This is a genomic window from Arthrobacter sp. NQ7 (assembly GCF_029581595.2).
In the GTDB taxonomy this organism is placed as follows: Bacteria; Actinomycetota; Actinomycetes; order Actinomycetales; family Micrococcaceae; genus Arthrobacter; species Arthrobacter phenanthrenivorans_B.
In genome coordinates this window covers 66,367-87,474 of record NZ_JARFXU020000003.1, presented here as the reverse complement: position 1 = coordinate 87,474, position 21,108 = coordinate 66,367, and the positions used below count along the sequence as shown (strand labels likewise).

The 21,108-nt window shown below is 67.4% G+C and carries 18 protein-coding genes; 17 read left to right on the top strand and 1 reads right to left on the bottom strand.

What is annotated here, in order from left to right:
- Window positions 1-114: 114 nt before the first annotated feature.
- The 10 genes from alaS to nusB all read left to right on the top strand — a co-directional run bounded on the left by alaS (window position 115) and on the right by nusB (window position 10,580).
- Window positions 115-2,793 (top strand): alanine--tRNA ligase, encoded by a 2,679-nt coding sequence (alaS, locus tag PUN71_RS05185; RefSeq protein WP_277797574.1) that lies wholly within the window; start codon window positions 115-117, stop codon window positions 2,791-2,793.
- A 7-nt stretch (window positions 2,794-2,800) separates the two neighbouring features.
- Window positions 2,801-3,400, top strand: coding sequence for a Holliday junction resolvase RuvX (gene ruvX, locus PUN71_RS05180; RefSeq protein WP_277797573.1), 600 nt, complete (start codon window positions 2,801-2,803; stop codon window positions 3,398-3,400).
- Entirely contained in the window at window positions 3,397-5,178 is a 1,782-nt protein-coding gene (mltG, locus tag PUN71_RS05175) for an endolytic transglycosylase MltG (RefSeq protein ID WP_277797572.1), read from the top strand. The genes ruvX and mltG overlap by 4 nt, the downstream gene beginning before the upstream one ends.
- Window positions 5,175-6,035, top strand: a complete 861-nt coding sequence (locus PUN71_RS05170; RefSeq protein WP_277797571.1) for a shikimate dehydrogenase — start codon at window positions 5,175-5,177, stop codon at window positions 6,033-6,035. The genes mltG and PUN71_RS05170 overlap by 4 nt, the downstream gene beginning before the upstream one ends.
- Before the next feature lie 23 nt (window positions 6,036-6,058).
- Window positions 6,059-7,258 (top strand): chorismate synthase, encoded by a 1,200-nt coding sequence (gene aroC, locus PUN71_RS05165; RefSeq protein ID WP_277797719.1) that lies wholly within the window; start codon window positions 6,059-6,061, stop codon window positions 7,256-7,258.
- Complete coding sequence (locus PUN71_RS05160; RefSeq protein ID WP_502860058.1) at window positions 7,258-7,827, top strand: shikimate kinase; 570 nt, start codon at window positions 7,258-7,260, stop codon at window positions 7,825-7,827. Before aroC ends, PUN71_RS05160 begins: the two co-directional genes overlap by 1 nt.
- Window positions 7,824-8,915 carry a 3-dehydroquinate synthase gene (aroB, locus tag PUN71_RS05155; RefSeq protein WP_043454417.1) on the top strand — a complete coding sequence of 364 codons (1,092 nt, stop codon included), beginning with the start codon at window positions 7,824-7,826 and terminating at the stop codon, window positions 8,913-8,915. The genes PUN71_RS05160 and aroB overlap by 4 nt, the downstream gene beginning before the upstream one ends.
- On the top strand, window positions 8,915-9,433 hold the full coding sequence (locus PUN71_RS05150) for a tetratricopeptide repeat protein (RefSeq protein ID WP_043454414.1): 519 nt from the start codon (window positions 8,915-8,917) through the stop codon (window positions 9,431-9,433). The genes aroB and PUN71_RS05150 overlap by 1 nt, the downstream gene beginning before the upstream one ends.
- Before the next feature lie 173 nt (window positions 9,434-9,606).
- Window positions 9,607-10,170 (top strand): elongation factor P, encoded by a 564-nt coding sequence (gene efp / locus PUN71_RS05145; protein WP_043454411.1) that lies wholly within the window; start codon window positions 9,607-9,609, stop codon window positions 10,168-10,170.
- The gene (gene nusB, locus PUN71_RS05140) at window positions 10,170-10,580 is read left to right on the top strand and encodes a transcription antitermination factor NusB (protein ID WP_043454408.1); all 411 of its coding nucleotides are present in this window, start codon (window positions 10,170-10,172) and stop codon (window positions 10,578-10,580) included. Before efp ends, nusB begins: the two co-directional genes overlap by 1 nt.
- A gap of 85 nt (window positions 10,581-10,665) precedes the next feature.
- On the opposite strand, the gene PUN71_RS05135 is transcribed toward nusB, so the two are convergent.
- A complete protein-coding gene (locus PUN71_RS05135) occupies window positions 10,666-11,946 on the bottom strand; it encodes a PrsW family intramembrane metalloprotease (protein ID WP_277797569.1) in 1,281 nt (426 codons plus the stop codon).
- A gap of 178 nt (window positions 11,947-12,124) precedes the next feature.
- Here PUN71_RS05135 and pyrR point away from each other — a divergent pair, with 178 nt between their 5' ends.
- From pyrR to pyrF, 7 genes are read left to right on the top strand one after another with little or no spacing between them, the layout of a single operon-like run.
- Window positions 12,125-12,712: a bifunctional pyr operon transcriptional regulator/uracil phosphoribosyltransferase PyrR gene (pyrR, locus tag PUN71_RS05130; RefSeq protein ID WP_277797568.1), complete on the top strand. Its 588-nt coding sequence runs from the start codon at window positions 12,125-12,127 to the stop codon at window positions 12,710-12,712.
- A complete protein-coding gene (locus PUN71_RS05125; RefSeq protein WP_277797567.1) occupies window positions 12,709-13,734 on the top strand; it encodes an aspartate carbamoyltransferase catalytic subunit in 1,026 nt (341 codons plus the stop codon). Before pyrR ends, PUN71_RS05125 begins: the two co-directional genes overlap by 4 nt.
- Complete coding sequence (locus PUN71_RS05120) at window positions 13,734-15,074, top strand: dihydroorotase (protein WP_277797566.1); 1,341 nt, start codon at window positions 13,734-13,736, stop codon at window positions 15,072-15,074. The genes PUN71_RS05125 and PUN71_RS05120 overlap by 1 nt, the downstream gene beginning before the upstream one ends.
- A complete protein-coding gene (locus tag PUN71_RS05115) occupies window positions 15,074-15,592 on the top strand; it encodes a PH-like domain-containing protein (RefSeq protein WP_277797565.1) in 519 nt (172 codons plus the stop codon). Before PUN71_RS05120 ends, PUN71_RS05115 begins: the two co-directional genes overlap by 1 nt.
- Window positions 15,573-16,874: a glutamine-hydrolyzing carbamoyl-phosphate synthase small subunit gene (gene carA / locus PUN71_RS05110; protein ID WP_043454391.1), complete on the top strand. Its 1,302-nt coding sequence runs from the start codon at window positions 15,573-15,575 to the stop codon at window positions 16,872-16,874. Before PUN71_RS05115 ends, carA begins: the two co-directional genes overlap by 20 nt.
- Complete coding sequence (gene carB, locus PUN71_RS05105; protein WP_277797564.1) at window positions 16,874-20,188, top strand: carbamoyl-phosphate synthase large subunit; 3,315 nt, start codon at window positions 16,874-16,876, stop codon at window positions 20,186-20,188. The genes carA and carB overlap by 1 nt, the downstream gene beginning before the upstream one ends.
- Entirely contained in the window at window positions 20,181-21,059 is an 879-nt protein-coding gene (gene pyrF, locus PUN71_RS05100; protein WP_277797563.1) for an orotidine-5'-phosphate decarboxylase, read from the top strand. Before carB ends, pyrF begins: the two co-directional genes overlap by 8 nt.
- The last annotated feature ends 49 nt before the right edge of the window (window positions 21,060-21,108 follow it).

Genomic DNA, 21,108 nt, shown 5'->3' with positions numbered 1-21,108 from the left:
CATCTGACCGGCAGCCAGCCAACAACCGGCAGGGTCCCACCGCGGGACCGGCCACCTGAACGAAATTCCCGTGCCGCAGGGCGGCGCGGACCAAGAAGGGTAAGAAAACAGCTCATGAAGTCGCAGGAGATCACAAAGCGCTGGGTGGACTTTTTTGTCAGCAAGGGCCACACCGCGGTTCCCTCCGCATCGCTGGTCTCCAGCGACCCCTCGCTGCTGTTCACGGTGGCCGGCATGGTGCCGTTTATTCCCTACCTCACGGCCCGCGAGGAACCGCCCTACTCCCGCGCCACGAGTGTGCAGAAGTGCATCCGCACCGGTGACATCGAGGAGGTGGGCAAGACTGCCCGCCACGGCACCTTCTTCCAGATGTGCGGCAACTTCTCCTTCGGCGACTACTTCAAGGAAGACGCCATCAAGTTCGCCTGGGAGCTGCTCACCACCGGCGTTGACGACGGCGGCTACGGCCTGGCGCCCGAGCGGCTGTGGGTGACGGTTTACGAAGAAGACGACGAGGCCGAGGAACTGTGGCTGAAGAACACCGGGGTCCCGGCTGAGCGCATCCAGCGGATGGGCAAGTCGGACAACTACTGGTCAACCGGCCAGCCCGGCCCTGCCGGGCCCTGCTCGGAGATTTACTACGACCGCGGACCGGCCTACGGCGTCGAAGGCGGCCCGCTGGCCGACGAGACCCGCTACATCGAGATCTGGAACCTCGTTTTCATGCAGTACCAGATCGAAAACGTGCGCTCCAAGGTTGACTTCGACATAGTGGGTGAGCTGCCCAAGAAGAACATCGACACCGGCCTGGGCATGGAACGCCTCGCCATGATCCTGCAGGGCGTCGAGAACATGTACGAGACCGACCAGGTCCGCCCGGTCATCGACAAGGCCGCGGAACTGTCCGGCAAGGAATACACCTCCGCCGAAACCCCGGACGACCCCCACCACACCGACGACGTCCGCATGCGCGTCGTGGCCGACCACATCCGTTCGGCCCTGATGCTGATCTCGGACGGCGTCACCCCTTCCAACGAAGGCCGCGGCTACGTCCTGCGCCGCCTGATCCGGCGTGCCGTGCGTTCCATGCGCCTCCTGGGTGTCGAACAGGCCTGCCTGCCGGAGCTGCTGCCAGCGTCCCGCGATGCCATGAAGGGCGTGTACCCCGTGGTGGAGACCGACTTCGCGCGGATCAGCCGCATCGCCTACGCCGAGGAGAAGGCGTTCCTTCGCACCATCGCCTCGGGCACCGCGCGGCTTGAGGACGCGGTGAAGGAATCCAAGGCTGCCAACAAGCCCCTGTCCGGCGAGGACGCCTTCACCCTGCACGACACCTACGGCTTCCCCATCGACCTCACGCTTGAGATGGCTGAAGAGGCCGGATTGAAGGTTGATGAGGCGGCGTTCCGCAGCCTGATGCAGGAACAGCGCCAGCGCGCCCAGGCGGATGCCAAGGGCAAGAAGGGCGGCCACGCCGACGTCAGTGTCTTCCAGGAGCTCCTGGGCCAGGGCGAGACCGTCTTCACGGGCTACACCGAGCTTGAGGGTGAGTCGCGCGTCCGCGGCCTGCTGAGCGCCGGCCGCCAGGTCCAGCAGGCAGCCACCGGCGACGAGATCGAACTCGTGCTGGCTGAAACCCCGTTCTACGCCGAAGCCGGCGGCCAGGCCGCTGACACGGGCCTCATCACCGGCGACGGGTTCGTCGTCGAGGTCCTGGACGTCCAGCGCCCCGTGAAGGGCCTGAGCGTGCACAAGGCAATCGTCCGGGAAGGCGAAATCGGCGCCGACTCGCTGGTGCGCGCCGCCGTCGACCGTGAACGCCGGCACGCCGCGGAGCAGGCGCACACCGGGACGCACATCGTGCACGCAGCCCTGCACCAGATCCTGGGGCCGGAAGCCACCCAGCGGGGCTCCTTCAACAAGGCCGGGTACCTGCGCTTCGACTTCGCCTGGGGCGAGGGTCTCAGCACGGCCACCCGGTCCGAGATCGAAGAGGTGTCCAACCTCGCCATCCGCAACCACTACGCGGTGGAAACCAGGATCATGGGACTCGCCGAGGCCAAGGCCATGGGCGCCATGGCCCTCTTCGGCGAAAACTACGGCAGTGAAGTCCGCGTGGTGGAGATTGACGGCGCCTGGTCGCGCGAACTCTGCGGCGGCACGCACGTTGCCAACACCTCGCTGATCGGCAGCCTGTCCCTCCTCGGCGAACAGTCCGTGGGATCGGGCAACCGGCGCGTGGAGGCCTTCGTGGGCATGGAGGCCTTCCGCCACCTCGCTGCCGAGCGTGCACTGGTGACGGAGCTGACGGACCTGCTGAAGGTTCCGTCCGGGCAGCTCGCCGACCGGATCTCGGCCACGCTGGCCAAGCTGAAAGCCACCGAGAAGGAACTGGACCGGCTCCGCAAGGAACAGTTGGCCGCAGCTGCCGCGCAGCTGGTGAACAGCGCCAAGGATGCCGCAGGCGTACGGGTGGTGGCCCACGATGCCGGCACCGTCAGCGGCGCCGACGACCTCCGGGGCCTCGCCCTGGACCTGCGGAACCGGCTCGGTTCGGATGCTGCCGCGGTTGCCGTGGCCGGTGTCGCCAATGACCGCCCGCTGATCCTGGTTGCCACCAACGAGGCCGCCCGGGAAGCAGGCGTCAAAGCCGGTGCCCTGGTCCGCGTCGCTGCCGGTGTCCTCGGCGGTGGTGGCGGCGGCAAGGACGACGTGGCCCAAGGCGGAGGAACCGACGCCGGAAAGGTCGGTGCCGCCCTGTCCGCCGTCGTCGATGCCATCGCACGGCGCTAATCAGGCCATGACCAATCCTGCTGCGGCCGGCGGCTACCCCCACGGCGTCAAGCTGGGGGTGGACGTCGGCACCGTCCGGGTGGGCGTTGCCATCTGCGACCGCGACTCGATCCTGGCCACGCCGTACAAGACGCTGGACCGGAACACCAAGAAGAACTCGGACGTCCGGTTCATCGCCAAACTGGTCGAGGAACTGGGCGCCGTACAGGTCGTTGTCGGCCTGCCCCGGACCATGAAGGGCGAGGAACACGCCTCGGCCCGGATGGCCACGGACTACGCCCTGCTCCTGGCCGCGGAGCTTTCCGGCCGCGGCCTGGACGTTCCGGTCAACCTGGTGGATGAACGCCTCAGCAGCGTCACGGCGCACCGGAACCTGCACCAAGCTGGCATGAGCAGCCGGGACCACCGTAAAGTAGTTGATCAGGTCGCGGCGGCGGGTATTCTTCAACACGCCATCGACATGCAGAAAGCCAGGGGAGCGGATGTCGGCTCACGCGTGACAGCGCCGTCCCCGACCGTGGACCTGGGGGCCGGTGGAGTGGACGAAACAGTCCGTGCCACCACCGCCGACACGGCCCCATCTTCAGATAATGGAAGGCAACAGTGAGCCCTGCCAACATTGATGACACCACCGGCCCCCGGGACAGGGGCGCCGGAAGGCCACTGACGCGCAAGGAGCTGCGGGCCCGCGAGAAGAGCCTCGCCACCGGCCGGCAGGACGCGGTGCCGGAGCACGCGTACGAGACCGGCGATGTGCCGCCGCCGCCCGCCGCGCCGCCGGCCGCTGCATCCGCAGCCGCGGAACCAACCTTTGCACCCCTTCCCGAGGCCGACGATGTTCCGGCGGCTCCGGCGACACCACCTTCCATCCAGGACGGGCAGCCCGCATCCGGTTCCGGAGAGGCTGACCCCGCCGCGGACCTTGCCCCCGCGGCTGCCTCCCACGAGGGCATGCTGCCTGCCGGCGGATCCCACCACGGCATTGCGCACCAGGACGACGTTGCGCACCACGTGGACGAAGCGCATCACGACGGCGTTGCGCACCACGTGGACGAAGCGCATCACGACGGCGTTGCGCACCACGTGGACGAAGCGCATCACGACGGCGTTGCGCACCACAGCGGTTGGCAGCCTGTCGAAGGGCACCACTACGCGGAAGCCGGGCATGAACAGCCGGCCTACCATGAGGAACTACCTCCGGAGGTCCATCCTGACGAGGTCCATCCTGACGAGGTCCATCCTGACGAGGCCCACCTGCACGGCGACCATGCCGACGCGGGGCACCCCCTCCTCGGCTCATCGGCAACGCAGGAGGTGAAGCGGCCCTCAAAGAAGGTCCGCCGGCGCCGCAGGCTGTTGGCCCTCTTCCTGACGCTGGCCGTCTTCGTGACGGCGGTGGCCGTGGGCGCCCAGTTCCTCAAGCCCCTTCTCGGCAATGGAAAGCCCTCCGACTTCCCGGGCCCGGGCTCCGGTGAGGTCCAGGTGACCGTCCAGAGCGGGGAAGGAACCCGGTCCGTCGCCACCGAACTGGAAAACCAGCGCGTCGTGGCCAACGCGGATACGTTCATGCAGGCCTTCCACGCATCCGGCGGAACACTGGCGCCGGGGGACTACACCTTCAAGACCGAGATGAAGAACGCCGACGCGGTGAACGTCCTGCTCGGCAAGGACAAGACCAAGGTCATCTACTTCGCCCTGAGCGCGGGACTGCGGATCAGCGAGTCCCTGCAGGCAATCTCCGAGGGATCGGGCATATCCGTGCAGCAGCTTCAGGCGCTCAGCAACCAGCCCGCCCAGTTCGGCCTGCCCGCCAACGCCAAGAACCTCGAAGGGTACCTGGCGCCGGGCGAGTACCGGTTCCCGCTGGGAACCCCCGCCAAGGACATCCTGCAGTCGCTGGTGAAGGCCACCACGGATGAACTGGTCTCGCAGGGCATCACCGACCCCGCCAAGCAGTACGAGGCCGTTACGGTGGCCAGCATCGTGCAGGCCGAAGGAGGCCAGGCGGATTACGGCGACGTGGCGGGAGCCATCTACAACCGGCTCAAGCCCAACGACCAGACCGGAGGCTTCCTGCAGGTTGACTCCGCGGTGACCTACGGTCTCGGCACCCGGAGCTTCAACTTCACCGACGAACAGCGCCAGGACAAGTCCAACCCGTACAACACGTACGCGAACCCGGGGCTCCCGCCTGGACCCATCGGTTCTCCCGGCAAGACGGCCATTGACGCGGCCGCACGGCCCAAGGCCAACGACTACCTCTACTGGGTGACCATCAACCTGGACACCAAGGAAACCAAGTTCGCCAAGACGCTTGCCGAACACAACGCCTACGTGGAGCAGTACAACGCGTGGTGCCGGGCCAACGCAGGCCGCTGCACATGAGCCTGCGGGCTGCCGTCCTGGGCCATCCGATCAGCCACTCCAAGTCCCCGGCCCTGCACCTCTCGGCCTATGGACAGCTGGGGGCGGGCATCAGTTACACGGCCATCGACGTGACCGAGGAGCTGCTGCCGTCCTTCATGCGGCAGATCCGGAACCAGCCGGGATGGCGCGGACTCTCCGTGACCATGCCGCTGAAGACGGCGATGCTCAACGAAGTGGACGAGGTGCGGGGGGTGGCACAGACCCTGGGCGTGGTGAACACCGTCACGTTCGAGGAATCAGCCGCAGGTGTGCGGACCGTCGGGTCCAACACGGACGTCACGGGCATCGTCAATGCGTTGTGCCACGCCGGAACCCGGACCGCGCCGTCGGCAGTGATCCTCGGCGGCGGCGGAACGGCCGCATCCGCTGTTGCGGCGCTCAAGGAACTGGGCACCGGTACTGTCCAGGTCTATGTCCGCGATGCGTCGCGGACTGACGACGTCCGCGCGGCCGCTGACGCCCTGGGCGTGGCCCTGGAGATCCGCCCGCTCAGCAAAGCCGCCCGCCCGACCTCGGAAGCCGACGTCGTCATTTCCACCCTGCCGCCCCGTGCGGCAGACGGACTGGCGTCGGAAATAGCCGCGCTGAAAACCTCGACGCCGGGCGTGCTGCTCGACGTCGCCTACGACCCCTGGCCCAGCCTCATCGCCTCCGTCTGGCAGGCCGGCGGCGGGCGGGTCGTGCCCGGCCTGGAGATGCTGCTGTACCAGGCCGTCGAGCAGGTGCGGCTGTTCACCGGGCGTGGTGAAGACGTTAATGCAGCTGTCATAGATGTGATGTGTGACGCAGTCGGCCTTGCCCGGCGGGCGTTCTGACCGCCCTACGTGGCAGGATGGAAATTATGCGTTGGTTGACTGCCGGTGAATCCCATGGTCCGGCTCTGATGGGAATTATTGAGGGCGTCCCCGCCGGTGTGGAAATCACCAGCGGGCACATCGCAGACTCCTTGGCACGCCGCCGGCTTGGCTATGGCCGCGGCGCCCGGATGAAATTCGAGCAGGACGTGGTCACCATCCTTGGCGGCGTCCGGCACGGCCTCACCCAGGGCGGCCCCGTTGCCATCCAGGTGGGAAACACCGAATGGCCCAAATGGGAGCAGATCATGTCCGCGGACCCCGTGGACGCCGAACTCCTGGCCGACCAGGCCCGCAATGCCCCGCTGACCCGGCCGCGCCCCGGACATGCCGACTTCACCGGCATGCAGAAATACGGCTTTGACGAGGCCAGGCCGGTACTGGAGCGGGCAAGCGCCCGGGAAACCGCCACCCGCGTGGCGCTCGGCACCGTCGCAGCCCAGTTCCTCAAGCACCTGGGCATCGAACTGGTCAGCCACACCGTCTCGATCGCCAGCGTGACCGTCCCCGAAGGCCGTCCGCTGCCCTCGCCCGGGGACGTCATCGCCCTGGACACCGACCCCCTGCGCTGCTTCGACCGCGAAACCTCGGACGCCATGGTGGCCGAGGTTGACGCGGCGCACAAGGAAGGCGAAACCCTGGGCGGCGTGGTGGAGGTCCTCGCTTACGGGCTCCCGCCGGGACTCGGCAGCTACGTGCACTGGGACCGCCGCCTCGACGCCCGGCTCGCCGCTGCCCTCATGGGCATCCAGGCCATCAAGGGCGTGGAGGTTGGCGACGGCTTCCTGACCGCGGCCCGGCGTGGTTCCGCCGCCCATGACGAAATCCTCCGGGACAACGACGGCCGGATTGTCCGTGCCAGCAACCGTGCCGGCGGCATTGAGGGCGGCATGAGCATCGGAGACGTCCTTCGGGTCCGGGCAGCCATGAAGCCCATCGCCACCGTGCCGCGCGCCCTGCGGACCATTGACGTCAGCACCGGCGAAGCCGCCAAGGCCCACCACCAGCGTTCGGACGTCTGTGCAGTCCCCGCCGCCGGCGTGGTGGCCGAGGCCATGGTGGCACTGGTCCTCGCCGAAGCCGTCATGGAGAAGTTCGGCGGTGACTCGGTGGCGGAAACCGCACGGAACATCAAGGGTTACCTGGACAGCATCCCGGCCTCCCTGGACTCGATCGGGCAGTAGTGCTCCAGCACAGCAGTCCCGCACCTTTCGGTGGCCGGCCGATTGTGCTCATCGGCCCGATGGCCGTCGGCAAATCGGCGATCGGCCAGCAGCTTGCACAGCAGTTGGGGGCACGGTTCATTGACACCGATGCCGTTATTGTTGCCGCCCACGGCTCGATCGCGGAGATCTTCGCCGGCCGCGGCGAGCGGGCATTCCGTGACATCGAGGCCCGGACCGTTGCCGCCGCCGTCGAGGAAGCGGAGGGCACCTGCACCGTCATTTCGCTGGGCGGCGGGGCGGTGCTCGACTCGGGCACGCAGCAGCTGATCAGCCGCTGCACCGTCGTGTACCTGGAATGCGACGCCGATACCGTGGCAGACAGGATCGCCCGCAACTCGGGGCGCCCCCTCCTCGCCGGCGATGCCATGGGCCGCTGGACCGCCATGTTCGCCACCCGGAAGCCGGTCTACGAGAGGCTGGCCGACATCACCCTGGACGTCCGCCACGGCTCGATACCCGAGCTCGGCGGCCGGCTGGAAGCAGCACTGCGCAACCACGCAGCTGCCAAACAGGAAGTTGACAAGTGAACACGCAATCAACCGTCATCAACGTCACCGGCGAAGGGGCCGGCAACAACTACGGCGTCGTCGTGGGGCGAGGCCTGCTGGGCGAGCTTCCCGGCCTGCTCGGGGAGCGCGTCCGCCGCGTCCTGGTGATCCACCCCCGCGCCCTGCGCATCACCGGGGACACGGTGCGGGACGAACTGGCAACAGCCGGGTTCACCGCGGTGACCGCGGAAATCCCCGACGCCGAAGAAGGCAAGCACATCCAGGTGGCAGCCTTCTGCTGGCAGGTCCTGGGCCAGAACGACTTCACCCGGTCGGACGCCATCGTGGCCGTGGGCGGGGGAGCAGTCACCGACCTGGCCGGCTTCGTCGCCGCCACATGGCTGCGGGGCGTCAAAGTCATCCACATGCCCACCAGCCTCCTGGCCATGGTGGACGCGTCCGTGGGCGGCAAGACCGGCATCAACACCGCCGAGGGCAAGAACCTGGTGGGTTCCTTCCACCCGCCCGCCGCGGTGCTGGCCGACCTGGACACGCTGGACACGCTGCCGAAAAACGAGATCATCTCCGGCCTGGCCGAGGTGATCAAGTGCGGCTTCATCGCCGACCCCGCCATCCTGGACCTGGTGGAAAAGGACCCGGCCGCGGTGGTGGACCCCCGCTCCGAGGCCCTCCGGGAACTGATCGAGCGCGCCATTGCGGTGAAGGCAAAAGTGGTCTCCGAAGACCTCAAGGAGTCAGGCCTGCGGGAGATCCTCAACTACGGGCACACCCTGGGCCACGCCATTGAACTGGTCGAACGCTACTCCTGGCGGCATGGCGCCGCAGTCTCGGTGGGCATGATGTTCGCGGCCGAACTTGCCCGCAGCGTGGGCCGCCTCAGCGATGCCGACGCCGACCGGCACCGGAGCATCCTGGACGGCCTTGGGCTTCCGGTCACCTACCGGCGCGACCGCTGGCAGGGCCTCCTGGACGGGATGCGACGCGACAAGAAGTCCCGCGGCGACCTCCTGCGGTTCGTGGTCCTCGATGGCATCGCCAAACCTGGAATCCTCGACGTCCCGGACACCTCGCTGCTGTTCGCGGCCTACCAGGAAATTGCTTCCTGATGCAGGGCACCATGAGCGGCACCACCGACTGGCCGGAGGCCGGATTCCCCGGCATCCGCATCAACCCTGAGTCCCTGCGGCCCCAGATCGTCAACGAGGAGGCAGTCCGGGAAGCGCTGGCAGCCTCCACCGATCCGGCAGACCACATCTTCGTCCTCCTCGTCGAGGGACACGCATCCGAGGCTGCCGAACTGCTGGCCGAGGCACGCTTCAAGGATCCCGAATCCTTCCGGCTCCGCGTGTTCGAAGCCGAGGTGCTGAGTGTCACCCACCGGCTGGACCGGGCCATCGACCTGTTCCGCCAGCTTCTCGCCGAGGTGCACGGCACCCCCCGGGAAGCACTGGCCCTGCAGTACCTGGGCCGGACCCAGTACGCGGCCGGCCAGACCTCCGCCGCCGTCGAATCCTTCTCCAAGGCCCTGGACCTGCGGGTGGCGCAGTCAGCCGACGCCGGACAGATCTACTCCTCCACGGTGGCACTGCAGCGCGCCAGGGACGTGCTGGATCTCGCCTGCTGAGGCGGGCAGCACTGAGCGCGGACAGGCCGGCCCGGATTTGCCGGTAGAATGGATGTGGAATTTTTTGCATCCACGCGATTTTTGACAAACACGTGCAGGCGGCCCACCCGGCGTGCCCGCCCGGCATAAAGCATCTGGCCCGCGCGGCCGGACGAAGAAACCAGAGGAAACCAGTGGCAACCACTAACGACATTAAGAACGGAACGGTCCTGAAGCTTGAGGGCCAGCTCTGGAACGTCATCGAGTTCCAGCACGTCAAGCCCGGCAAGGGCGGCGCCTTTGTCCGCACCAAGATGCGCAATGTGATGTCCGGCAAGGTTGTCGACAAGACGTTCAACGCCGGCCTCAAGATCGAAACGGCAACCGTCGACCGCCGCGACTACCAGTACCTCTACCAGGACGGCGCCGACTTCGTCTTCATGGACACCTCGGACTACGACCAGATCACGGTTTCCGGCGCAACGGTGGGCGACGCCACGAACTTCATGCTCGAGAACCAGATGGTCAACATCGCCATCCACGACGGCACCCCCCTCTACATCGAACTGCCGCCGAGCGTTGTCCTCGAAATCACCTACACCGAGCCGGGCCTGCAGGGCGACCGCTCTTCGGCAGGCACCAAGCCCGCCACCCTGGAAACCGGCTACGAAATCCAGGTCCCGCTGTTCATCGAGAACAACACCAAGGTCAAGGTGGACACCCGCGACGGCAGCTACCTGGGCCGGGTCACTGAGTAGTGAGCGCCCGCGGTAAAGCCCGCAACAGGGCACTGGATGTTCTTTTCGAAGCGGAGCAGCGCTCTGTTTCCCCGTTCGACGTGCTCCGCGCCCGCCGGGAAAAGACTGACCAGATCGTTAACCCCTACACCGTGGACATCGTTGAGGGCGTACTGTCCCGGCAGGCAGCCATTGACGAGTTCCTGGAGACCTATTCACAGGGCTGGAGCCTGGAGCGCATGCCGTCGGTCGACCGCATCATCCTGCGCATCGGCACCTGGGAGCTGCTGTACAACGACGACGTCCCGGACGGAGTCGCCGTCAGTGAGGCCGTGGCACTTGCCAAGACCCTCTCGACGGATGAGTCCCCGCAGTTCATCAACGGCCTCCTGGGCCGGTTGCAGCAGCTGAAGCCATCGCTGCTCGCATAGCAAGCCAGCAACTACGGAAGGCCCCGCATCAGCGGGGCCTTCCGTTCGTTAACCCGCACAAACCGGGCATCCTCCCGGCCCGCGCCTATCCGCCGGCCACCGCGGCGCGCAGTTCAAGGATGCGCTGCAACTGCCGCCTTTCCTCAGCCTGGTGGAGCGGCACATCGCGACCGCTCAGGATCCGCTGCCGGGTGTTGGCAAGCTGGGTGGCTGTCTTCAGGAACTGCTTCATCTGTTGTTTCCTGCCCGAGTCCGCAGCCCATGCCAGGGCCGTGCGGCGGCCGCCGCGGGTGGCCAGGAGCTGGACCTCCGCCGGCGTGAACCACCCCGCGGCCGAGTATTCCAACAGCCGCTGGCGGGTCAGGCGCTTTTCGGCGACCCGCAGGAAGATGATGCCGCCCACGGCCAGGATGAAGATCGGCACCTGCACCACGATGTAGTCCAGCAGGAAGCCCTGGCCCATGCTGTTCCAGCGGTTGTGCAGGAACATGGCCGGCAGCAGGCCGACGAAGAAGGCCGCGATCGAGGCGCCCGTGTGCCAGCGCCTGGCCGCGAAGCCCATAACCAGTCCGGTGGTTCCGGTGAAGAGTGCATGCGCGAAGGGGGACATGACGCCGCGGAGGAAGAAGACCTGGGCGAAGTCGCTGGCCGGTGATGCGGATTCCGCGATGGCCCTGCCGAAGTACAGGATGTTTTCCGTGAAGGCGAAGCCGCCGGCGATGGTGAAGGCGAACACCACCCCATCCACTGGCCCGTCGAATTGCCGGCGGGCTGCAAGGAGCAGGATGAGCAGGCCGAGTGATTTGGCGAACTCCTCGACGACCGGCGCCTGCACCGTGGCCATATAGGTTTGCAGGTCAGGTTCGTCAGTGAACTGGAAGGCGATCACGAACAACGGCTGGATGAGCAGGGTCACGGCAACGGCTACGGCCGCGCCCCAGGTGAAGGCGAAAAACAGCAGCCTCCTGGGTTCCGGCTCCCACCTGTCAATGATGTGCACCGCCGCCAGGACCACTGACAACGGGATGAGGGAAGCCAGGAAACCGATCACGAAACCGGCGGCGCCGGTGTTGGACAGCAGGAACGGCACCACCAGGAACAGGCTAAGGAACGCGAGCACACCGCCGGCGACGGTCAGCCCCACCAGCCCGCTGCGGGCCCTGGCCGAGTGCAGCACCTGTCCCTGGGCCTGCGGTGGGAACACGCCGGCCAGCGGCTGGCCCTGGTGCCCCGGCGCCGCACGGTAGTGCGCGGGATGCACATGGCCCATCCAGGTAGGGTTGGTTTGCTGCGGCAGGGGAGCGGACGGCCCCTGGTACGGGTCCTCCGGCAGTCCGGGCGAAGGTTGCTGGGGATACATCGGCATACCCGAAAGCCTAAGCTGGAGCCCCTGCACCACAAAGGAACCGGACGCCGGCCGGCCGGCGTGTGACCAGCACCGCGTTGGCCGGACACCTGCACCTGCGGCACCCTGTGGTAATTTTGAACCGCAAATGTTCCTTTTTTAATTCCGTCCTGTGAGGCGGGGAAAGGGGAGACGAGCGTTGACTTCTGTCACCAGCGCACCGGTTCCAGCCAGGGTTGTCCTCAGCCAGGCGGATATTGACCGGGCCCTCACTCGTATCGCCCATGAGATCCTCGAAGCCAACAAGGGATCCCGGGACCTTGTCCTGCTGGGCATTCCCCGCCGCGGCTATCCGCTGGCTGTCCGGCTCGCGGAAAAAATTGCCGCCGCGGACAACACTGTTGATGCCGCCGCCATTGTTGGCCAGCTCGACGTCACCATGTTCCGCGACGACCTTTCCCACCAGGGGACGCGTCCGCCCTACCCCACCCGGCTGCCCCGCACCGGCATTGACAACAAAGTGGTGGTGCTGATCGACGACGTCCTGTACTCCGGCCGCACCATCCGGGCCGCACTCGATGCCCTCGTGGACCTCGGCCGGCCCCGCATCGTCCGGCTTGCCGTCCTGATCGACCGGGGACACCGCGAACTGCCCATCCGCGCCGACCACGTCGGCAAGAACCTGCCCACCTCATCCGCCGAAAAGGTCCGGGTCCGGCTCGAGGAGACAGACACCCCCGCCGGCGGGACCCCGGTCAACGAAGTCGTGATCGAAGGCGGCGCATGAAACACCTCCTGTCCACCGGCGACCTCAGCCGTTCGAACGCCATCCGTATCCTGGACACCGCGGAGGAAATGTCCGCGGTGGGGGACCGGGAAGTCAAGAAACTGCCCGCGCTGCGGGGCCGCACCGTGGTGAACCTCTTCTTCGAGGACTCCACCCGCACCCGCATCTCTTTCGAAGCCGCCGCCAAGCGCCTGTCAGCCGACGTGATCAACTTCGCCGCCAAGGGCTCGTCGGTATCCAAGGGCGAGTCCCTGAAGGACACGGCCCAGACTCTGTCCGCCATGGGTGCAGACGCCGTCGTCATCCGCCACTGGGCGTCCGGCGCACCGCACCGCCTGGCAGCAACGGACTGGATTGACGCAGGTGTCATCAACGCCGGCGACGGGACGCACGAACACCCCACCCAGGCCCTCCTCGACGCCTTCACCATGCGCCGGCATTGGGCCCGGCTGTCCGGCACGGGGTCGGAGGGAACCGACCTCAAAGGCCTGCGGGTGGCCATCGTGGGGGATGTCCTGCATTCCCGCGTGGCGAGGTCCAACGTCTGGCTGCTCCGTACCCTCGGCGCGGAAGTCACCCTGGTGGCACCGCCCACCCTGCTGCCGGTCGGCGTCGACAAATGGCCCTGCAGCGTCAGCTACGACCTGGACCAGACCCTGGCGAACGGTGTGGACGCCATCATGATGCTGCGGGTCCAGGGCGAACGCATGAACGCCTCGTTCTTCCCCAGCACCCGCGAATATTCCCGCCGCTGGGGTTTCGACGACAACCGGCTCAGGGCCCTCGACGACCTCGGCATGACGGACACGATCATCATGCACCCGGGGCCCATGAACCGGGGCCTGGAAATCAGTGCGGCCGCCGCAGACTCACCCCGTTCCACCGTCCTGGCCCAGGTCCGCAACGGTGTGTCGGTTCGGATGGCCGCCCTGTACCTGCTGCTCTCCGGGGACACCCGCGAACCAGCCGCCCACCGGGCACCGGCCTATGCCGCCGCCCCATTCACCAAGGAGAGCAACTGATGGCAGGCAACACCGGAACGTACCTCATCAAAGGCGCCGCCATCCTCGGCGGCGACCGGGCGGACCTGCTGATCCGCGATGGGATCATCGCCGAGATAGGCCATGGACTGTCCACCGACGGCGCCACCGTCATTGACGCCGCCGGCCTGGTGGCCCTGCCCGGCATGGTGGACGTCCACACCCACCTGCGCGAACCCGGCCGCGAGGACGCCGAGACGGTGGAAACCGGCACCCGGGCAGCCGCCTTGGGCGGCTACACGGCAGTGCACGCCATGGCCAACAGCACTCCCGTGGCAGACACCGCAGGCGTCGTGGAACAGGTCTACACGCTGGGCCGCGCCGCCGGTTGGGTTGACGTGCGCCCCGTCGGTGCCGTCACCGTCGGCCTGGCCGGGGAGCGGCTCGCCGAACTCGGCGCCATGGCCGATTCCCGCGCCCGGGTGCGGATGTTCTCCGACGACGGCATCTGCGTCCACGACCCCGTGCTGATGCGCCGCGCGCTGGAATACGTCAAAGCGTTCGACGGCGTGGTGGCCCAGCATGCGCAGGAGCCCCGCCTTACCGCCGGGGCACAGATGAACGAAGGCGACGTCTCCGCCGTCCTCGGACTCACGGGATGGCCGGCGGTGGCGGAGGAAAGCATCATCGCCCGCGACGTCCTCCTGGCCCAGCACGTCGGCTCCCGCCTGCACGTGTGCCACGTGTCCACGGCCGGTTCGGTGGAAATCATCCGCTGGGCCAAGGAACGCGGCATCGACGTCACGGCCGAAGTCACGCCGCACCACCTGCTGCTGACCGACGACCTCGTGCGCAGCTACGACCCCGTCTTCAAGGTCAACCCGCCCCTGCGCACCGACGCCGATGTCCAGGCATTGCGCGCAGGCCTGGCAGACGGCACGATCGACGTTGTGGGCACCGACCACGCACCCCACCCCAGCGAGCACAAGGAATGCGAGTGGGCGCAGGCTGCCATGGGCATGACCGGGCTGGAAACGGCCCTGTCCGTGGTCCAGCACGCCATGATCGAGACCGGCCTGATGACCTGGGCGGACTTCGCCAGGGTCACCTCCACCGCAGCCGCGAAGATCGGCCGCCTGGCTGACCAGGGCCGCCCCATCGAGGCAGGCGAACCCGCCAACCTGATCCTGGTGGACCCGGAGGCGCGGTGGACGGTTGATCCCTTCACCATGGCCACCATGGGCCGCAACTCGCCGTTCAAGGGCCGCGAACTGCCCGGCAAAGTGGTGGCCACCTTCTTCAAGGGACACCCCACCGTCCTGGACGGCGCCCTCAACAGCCCGCACCCGGATGCCGCCGCAACACCGGCAGGCGTTGCCTGATGGACAAGATCCTTCCCGGACTTGCCATGCTGGCGGTGGCCGGCGTCGTGTTTGTCCTCATCGCCGTGGGGTGGCGCAACCGCCTGAGGCGCCAGTCCGACGTCGAACAGCTTCCCCAGGTGCCCGCCGCCCCCGGCGAGCCGACAGCCGCCGCCGAGGGGCAGTACGTGGCCACCACGACGGCCGGCGACTGGCTGGACCGGATCGCGGTGCACGGTCTGGGCATCCGCACCAACTCGACCCTCGCGGTCTACCCCCACGGCGTCCTCTATGAACGCTCCGGCGCTCCTGCCCTGTACATCCCGGCCGCGTCCCTCACCGGCGTCCGGCAGGACAGCGGCATGGCAGGGAAGTTCGTGGAAAAGGACGGCCTGCTGGTGATCGCGTGGACGCACGGCAAGCATGAACTGGACACCGGCTTCCGGACCCGCCGCGGTGCGGACAAGGACGTGCTGTACCAGGCCCTTCAGGAATTGATTTCGTCAGCCCCAGCGGCTGGTGCCACCAGTGGAAAGTAAGACAGTGAAAGCGAATACATTGACAGCAACCACCTCCGCTCCTGTGTCAGCCCCGGCTGCGCTGGTTCTCGAAGACGGGCGCATTTTCCGCGGCACCAGCTACGGCGCCACCGGCACCGCCCTGGGCGAGGCCGTCTTCGCCACCGGCATGACCGGCTACCAGGAAACCATCACCGACCCGTCCTACGCCCGGCAGCTGGTGGTCCAGACCGCCCCGCACATCGGCAACACCGGCGTGAACAATGACGACGCTGAGTCCCGGCGCATCTGGGTGGCCGGCTACATCGTCCGCGACGCCGCCCGCCGGCCGTCCAACTGGCGCTCGGAGCGGTCACTGGACGAAGAACTGGTGGCCCAGGGCATCGTGGGCATCCAGGGTGTGGATACCCGTGCCATCACCCGGCACCTGCGCGAACATAAGACCATGCGCGCCGGGATCTTTTCCGGTGAAGCCGCCCAGGCCACGGACAAGGAACTGGTGGACGCCGTCCTGGCCAGCGCCCCCATGGAAGGCTCCCGCCTGGCCGAAGAAGTCAGCGTGGATGAAGCCTATGTGGTGGAACCCAAGGACCACGGCTGGGAGGGCGAGCCGCGCTTCAGCATCGCGGCGATCGACCTCGGCATCAAGGCCATGACCCCGGTCCGCTTCGCCGAACGCGGCGTACGCGTCCACGTGCTCCCGGCAACCGCCACCCTGGCGGACGTCAAGGCCGTCAACCCGGACGGTTTCTTCATGTCCAACGGCCCCGGCGACCCCGCCACGGCTGATGCGCAGGTCAAGCTCCTCCGGTCGGTCCTGGACGAAAAGCTGCCCTACTTCGGGATCTGCTTCGGAAACCAGATCCTGGGCCGGGCACTGGGCTTCGGCACCTACAAGCTGCGCTACGGCCACCGCGGGATCAACCAGCCGGTCATGGACCGCCGCACCGGCAAGGTGGAAATCACGTCCCAGAACCACGGCTTCGCCGTCGACGCCCCCCTCGACGGACCCACCCAGGCGCCGGAGGGACGCTACGGCCGCGTCGAAGTCAGCCACATCAGCCTGAACGACGACGTCGTGGAAGGCCTGGCCTGCCTGGACATTCCAGCCTTCTCCGTCCAGTACCACCCGGAGGCTGCCGCCGGACCCCACGATGCCGCGTACCTGTTCGACCGGTTCATCGACCTCATGGCCGGCACACGGGACGGCAGGGACGCCAACCTGTCCAAGGAACCGGTTGACTCCGCCCACTCCGCCGGCGCTGACCACAAAAACGACAACAAGACTGAGGACAAGAAGTAATGCCGAAACGTACAGATCTCAAGAGCGTCCTCGTCATTGGTTCCGGCCCGATCGTCATCGGCCAGGCCGCCGAGTTCGACTACTCCGGCACCCAGGCACTGCGGGTCCTCAAGGAGGAAGGCCTTCGCGTCATCCTCGTGAACTCCAACCCGGCCACCATCATGACCGACCCCGAATTCGCGGACGCCACCTACGTCGAGCCCATCACCCCCGAGGTGGTGGAAAAGATCATCGCCAAGGAACGCCCCGACGCCGTCCTGCCCACCCTGGGCGGCCAGACCGCGCTGAACACCGCCATCGCGCTGGACAAGAACGGCGTGCTCGAGAAGTACAACGTCGAGCTGATCGGTGCCAACATTGCGGCGATCGAGCTCGGCGAGGACCGGGAGAAGTTCAAGGGCGTCGTGGAGCGCTGTGGCGCAGAGTCGGCCCGCAGCCACATCATCCACACCATGGACGAGGCACTCAACGCCGCCGGCGACCTCGGGTACCCGATGGTGGTCCGGCCCTCCTTCACCATGGGCGGCCTTGGCTCCGGCCTGGCCTACAACGAGGACGACCTGCGCCGCATCGTCGGCCAGGGCCTGCAGTACAGCCCCACCAGTGAGGTGCTGCTCGAAGAGAGCATCCTCGGCTGGAAGGAATACGAGCTTGAGATGATGCGGGACAAGAACGACAACGTCGTTGTGGTCTGCTCCATCGAAAACTTCGATCCCGTGGGCGTGCACACCGGTGACTCCATCACCGTGGCACCGGCGCTGACCCTGACGGACCGCGAGTACCAGAAGCTGCGGGACGTCGCCATCGCCGTCATCCGTGAAGTCGGCGTCGACACCGGCGGCTGCAACATCCAGTTCGCCATCGACCCCAAGACCGGCCGCGTGGTGGTCATCGAAATGAACCCGCGCGTCTCCCGTTCCTCCGCGCTGGCGTCCAAGGCCACCGGTTTCGCCATCGCCAAGATCGCCACCAAGCTCTCGCTCGGCTACACCCTGGATGAGATCCCCAACGACATCACCCAGAAGACCCCTGCGTCCTTTGAACCCACGCTGGACTACGTGGTGGTCAAGGTCCCGCGGTTCGCCTTCGAGAAGTTCCCGGCGGCGGACAACACCCTCACCACCACCATGAAGTCGGTGGGCGAGGCGATGGCTATGGGCCGGAACTTCACCGAGGCACTCCAGAAGGCCCTGCGCTCCCTGGAACAGAAGGGGTCGCAGCTGGACTTCAGCAGCGTCCCCGAATGGGAAGTCGCCGAACTGATCGAGAAGGCCAAGCGACCCACCACCGAACGCCTCCACCAGGTCCAGCGCGCACTCCTGGGCGGCGCCACCGTGGAACAGCTCTTCGAAGCCACCAAGATCGATCCCTGGTTCCTGGACCAGCTCCAGCTGCTCAACGAGATCTCGCACGAAATCCGGCAGGCCGGGGCCCTGACCGCCGACATGCTCAAGCGCGCCAAGCGCCACGGCTTTTCGGACGAGCAGATCGGCTCCCTCACGCACAACTCCGAAGCAGTGGTCCGCGGCGTCCGCCAGGCCCTGGGCATCCGTCCGGTGTACAAGACCGTTGACACCTGCGCCGCCGAGTTCGCCGCCTACACGCCGTACCACTACTCGGCCTACGACGAGGAGGACGAGGTTGCGCTGCACTCCAAGCCGTCCATCCTGATCCTCGGCTCGGGTCCCAACCGCATCGGCCAGGGCATCGAGTTCGACTACTCCTGCGTGCACGCCTCCATGGCCCTGCGCAAGGCCGGCTACGAGACCGTCATGGTCAACTGCAACCCGGAAACCGTCTCCACCGACTACGACGTCTCCACCCGCCTGTACTTCGAGCCGCTGACGCTCGAGGACGTGCTGGAGGTCATCGCGGCCGAGGAACGCACCGGCGGCGTCATGGGCGTCTTCGTCCAGCTCGGCGGCCAGACCCCGCTGAAGCTGGCCCAGCAGCTGGCCGACGCCGGCGTGCCCATCCTGGGCACCTCCCCGGAAGCCATCGACCTCGCCGAGCACCGCGGCGCGTTCTCCCGCGTCCTGGACAAGGCCGGGCTGGTGTCGCCGAAGAACGGCACTGCCGTCTCCTTCGAGGACGCCAAGAAGATCGCCGACGAGATCGGCTACCCCGTCCTGGTCCGCCCGTCCTACGTCCTGGGCGGCCGCGGCATGGAGATCGTGTACGACGAGCCCAACCTTTCCCGCTACATCGCCAACGCCACCGAGATCACCCCGGACCACCCGGTACTGATCGACCGGTTCCTGGAGGACGCCGTCGAAATCGACGTCGACGCCCTCTACGACGGCACCGACATGTACCTGGGCGGCATCATGGAGCACATCGAGGAAGCCGGCATCCACTCCGGCGACTCCGCCTGCGTCCTGCCGCCCATCACGCTGGGCAGCAACGTCATCGAACGCGTCCGCACTGCCACCCGCGCCATCGCCGAGGGCGTGGGCGTGCGCGGCCTGATCAACATCCAGTTCGCGCTGGCCTCGGACGTCCTGTACGTCTTGGAAGCCAACCCCCGCGCGTCCCGCACCGTGCCGTTCGTCTCCAAGGCCACCGGAGTCCAGATGGCCAAGGCCGCCGCCCTCATCGGCACCGGCGTAACCATCGGACAACTCCGCAGCGCCTACAAGATGCTGCCGGAAACCGGCGACGGCTCCACCCTGCCGCTGGATGCCCCCGTGGCCGTCAAGGAAGCGGTGCTGCCGTTCAGCCGCTTCCGCACCCTCGAGGGCAAGGTGGTGGACTCCCTGCTCGGACCCGAGATGCGTTCCACCGGCGAGGTCATGGGCATCGACAAGCACTTCGACACCGCCTTCGCCAAGAGCCAGGCAGGCGCCAACAACGCCCTCCCCACCGAGGGCAAGGTGTTCGTCTCCGTGGCCAACCGGGACAAGCGTTCGGTGATCATGGGCGTCAAGCGGCTGTCGGACCTGGGCTTCGAGATCGTATCCACCGGCGGCACCGCGGACGTCCTGCGCCGCAACGGCATCCAGGCCACCCCGGTCCGGAAGGTCGCCGAAGGCAGCAGCGCCGAGGGTGAAGGCACCATCGCCGACCTCATCGTCGCCGGCGAAATTGACATGGTCTTCAACACGCCGTCCGGCGGCGAGGCGCGCAGCGACGGCTACGAACTGCGCGCAGCGGCAACCTCCATCGGCATCCCCTGCATCACCACGGTGGCCGAGTTCAACGCCGCCGTACAGGCCATCGAAGCCATGCGCACTTACGAATGGTCCGTCACCAGCCTGCAGGAACACGCCGCAGCCCTCGCCGAATCGCAGAAAGCGGCCCTGCAGCATGCCTGAGCAGGAACCCGGCAACCAACCGGCGGCACGCGCCGGCCGGGAGTCCTTCGGCTCCCGGCTCGGCGCGGCCATGGCCGTCCGCGGTCCCCTCTGCGTCGGCATCGACCCGCACCCCGCACTGCTGGGGAGCTGGGGACTTGACGACGACGCCGCCGGGCTCCGGCGCTTTTCGCTGACCGTCCTGGAGGCCGTGGCGCCGCTCGCTGCCGCGGTCAAGCCCCAGGTGGCACTTTACGAACGCCACGGATCGGCCGGGATGGCTGTCCTGGAGGAGGTCCTGGCCACGGCACGGGACGAGTCGGTGCTCAGCATCGCCGACGCCAAGCGCGGCGACATCGGTTCCACCATGGCCGCCTACGCTGACGCCTGGCTGCGGGACGACTCCCCGCTCGCAGCGGACTCCGTCACGCTCAGCCCCTACCTCGGGTTCGAGTCGCTGCGCCCGGCGCTTGACCTCGCAGCGGAAACAGGCCGCGGCGTCTTCGTGCTGGCCCTGACCTCCAACCCGGAGGGCGCCTCCGTACAGCATGTCGGCGGGAAGGATTCCGTGGCCCGCAGGATCACCCTGGCGGCCGCCGCGGAGAACTCGCGGTACGCCGGAGCCCTGGGTTCGGTAGGCCTGGTGGTTGGTGCCACCGTGGGCGGTGCCCTGGCGGACCTCGACCTGGACCTTCCGGCCGTCCGCGGCCCCATCCTGGCCCCTGGCCTCGGAGCCCAGGGCGCCACGCCTGCGGACCTCCGGGCCACGTTCGGTGCGGCATATCCGCTGGTCCTTGGCACGTCCAGCCGCGACATCCTCTCGGCGGGCCCGGCAACCGGCGGACTCCGGGACGCCGCCCTGCGGACCCTGGACGGACTGCGCGGACAATAGCGGCAATTGTGCCAATGCATTGATTCGGGCTTCACCAGAGGGTAGTTTC

Bases quoted from the DNA above. Each gene is read 5' to 3' on its own strand.
- alaS (WP_277797574.1), top strand. From the start codon at position 115: ATGAAGTCGCAGGAGATCACAAAGCGCTGGGTGGACTTTTTTGTCAGC.
- ruvX (WP_277797573.1), top strand. From the start codon at position 2,801: ATGACCAATCCTGCTGCGGCCGGCGGCTACCCCCACGGCGTCAAGCTG.
- PUN71_RS05170 (WP_277797571.1), top strand. From the start codon at position 5,175: ATGAGCCTGCGGGCTGCCGTCCTGGGCCATCCGATCAGCCACTCCAAG.
- PUN71_RS05150 (WP_043454414.1), top strand. From the start codon at position 8,915: ATGCAGGGCACCATGAGCGGCACCACCGACTGGCCGGAGGCCGGATTC.
- PUN71_RS05135 (WP_277797569.1), bottom strand. From the start codon at position 11,946: ATGCCGATGTATCCCCAGCAACCTTCGCCCGGACTGCCGGAGGACCCG.
- PUN71_RS05125 (WP_277797567.1), top strand. From the start codon at position 12,709: ATGAAACACCTCCTGTCCACCGGCGACCTCAGCCGTTCGAACGCCATC.
- PUN71_RS05120 (WP_277797566.1), top strand. From the start codon at position 13,734: ATGGCAGGCAACACCGGAACGTACCTCATCAAAGGCGCCGCCATCCTC.
- PUN71_RS05115 (WP_277797565.1), top strand. From the start codon at position 15,074: ATGGACAAGATCCTTCCCGGACTTGCCATGCTGGCGGTGGCCGGCGTC.
- carB (WP_277797564.1), top strand. From the start codon at position 16,874: ATGCCGAAACGTACAGATCTCAAGAGCGTCCTCGTCATTGGTTCCGGC.
- pyrF (WP_277797563.1), top strand. From the start codon at position 20,181: ATGCCTGAGCAGGAACCCGGCAACCAACCGGCGGCACGCGCCGGCCGG.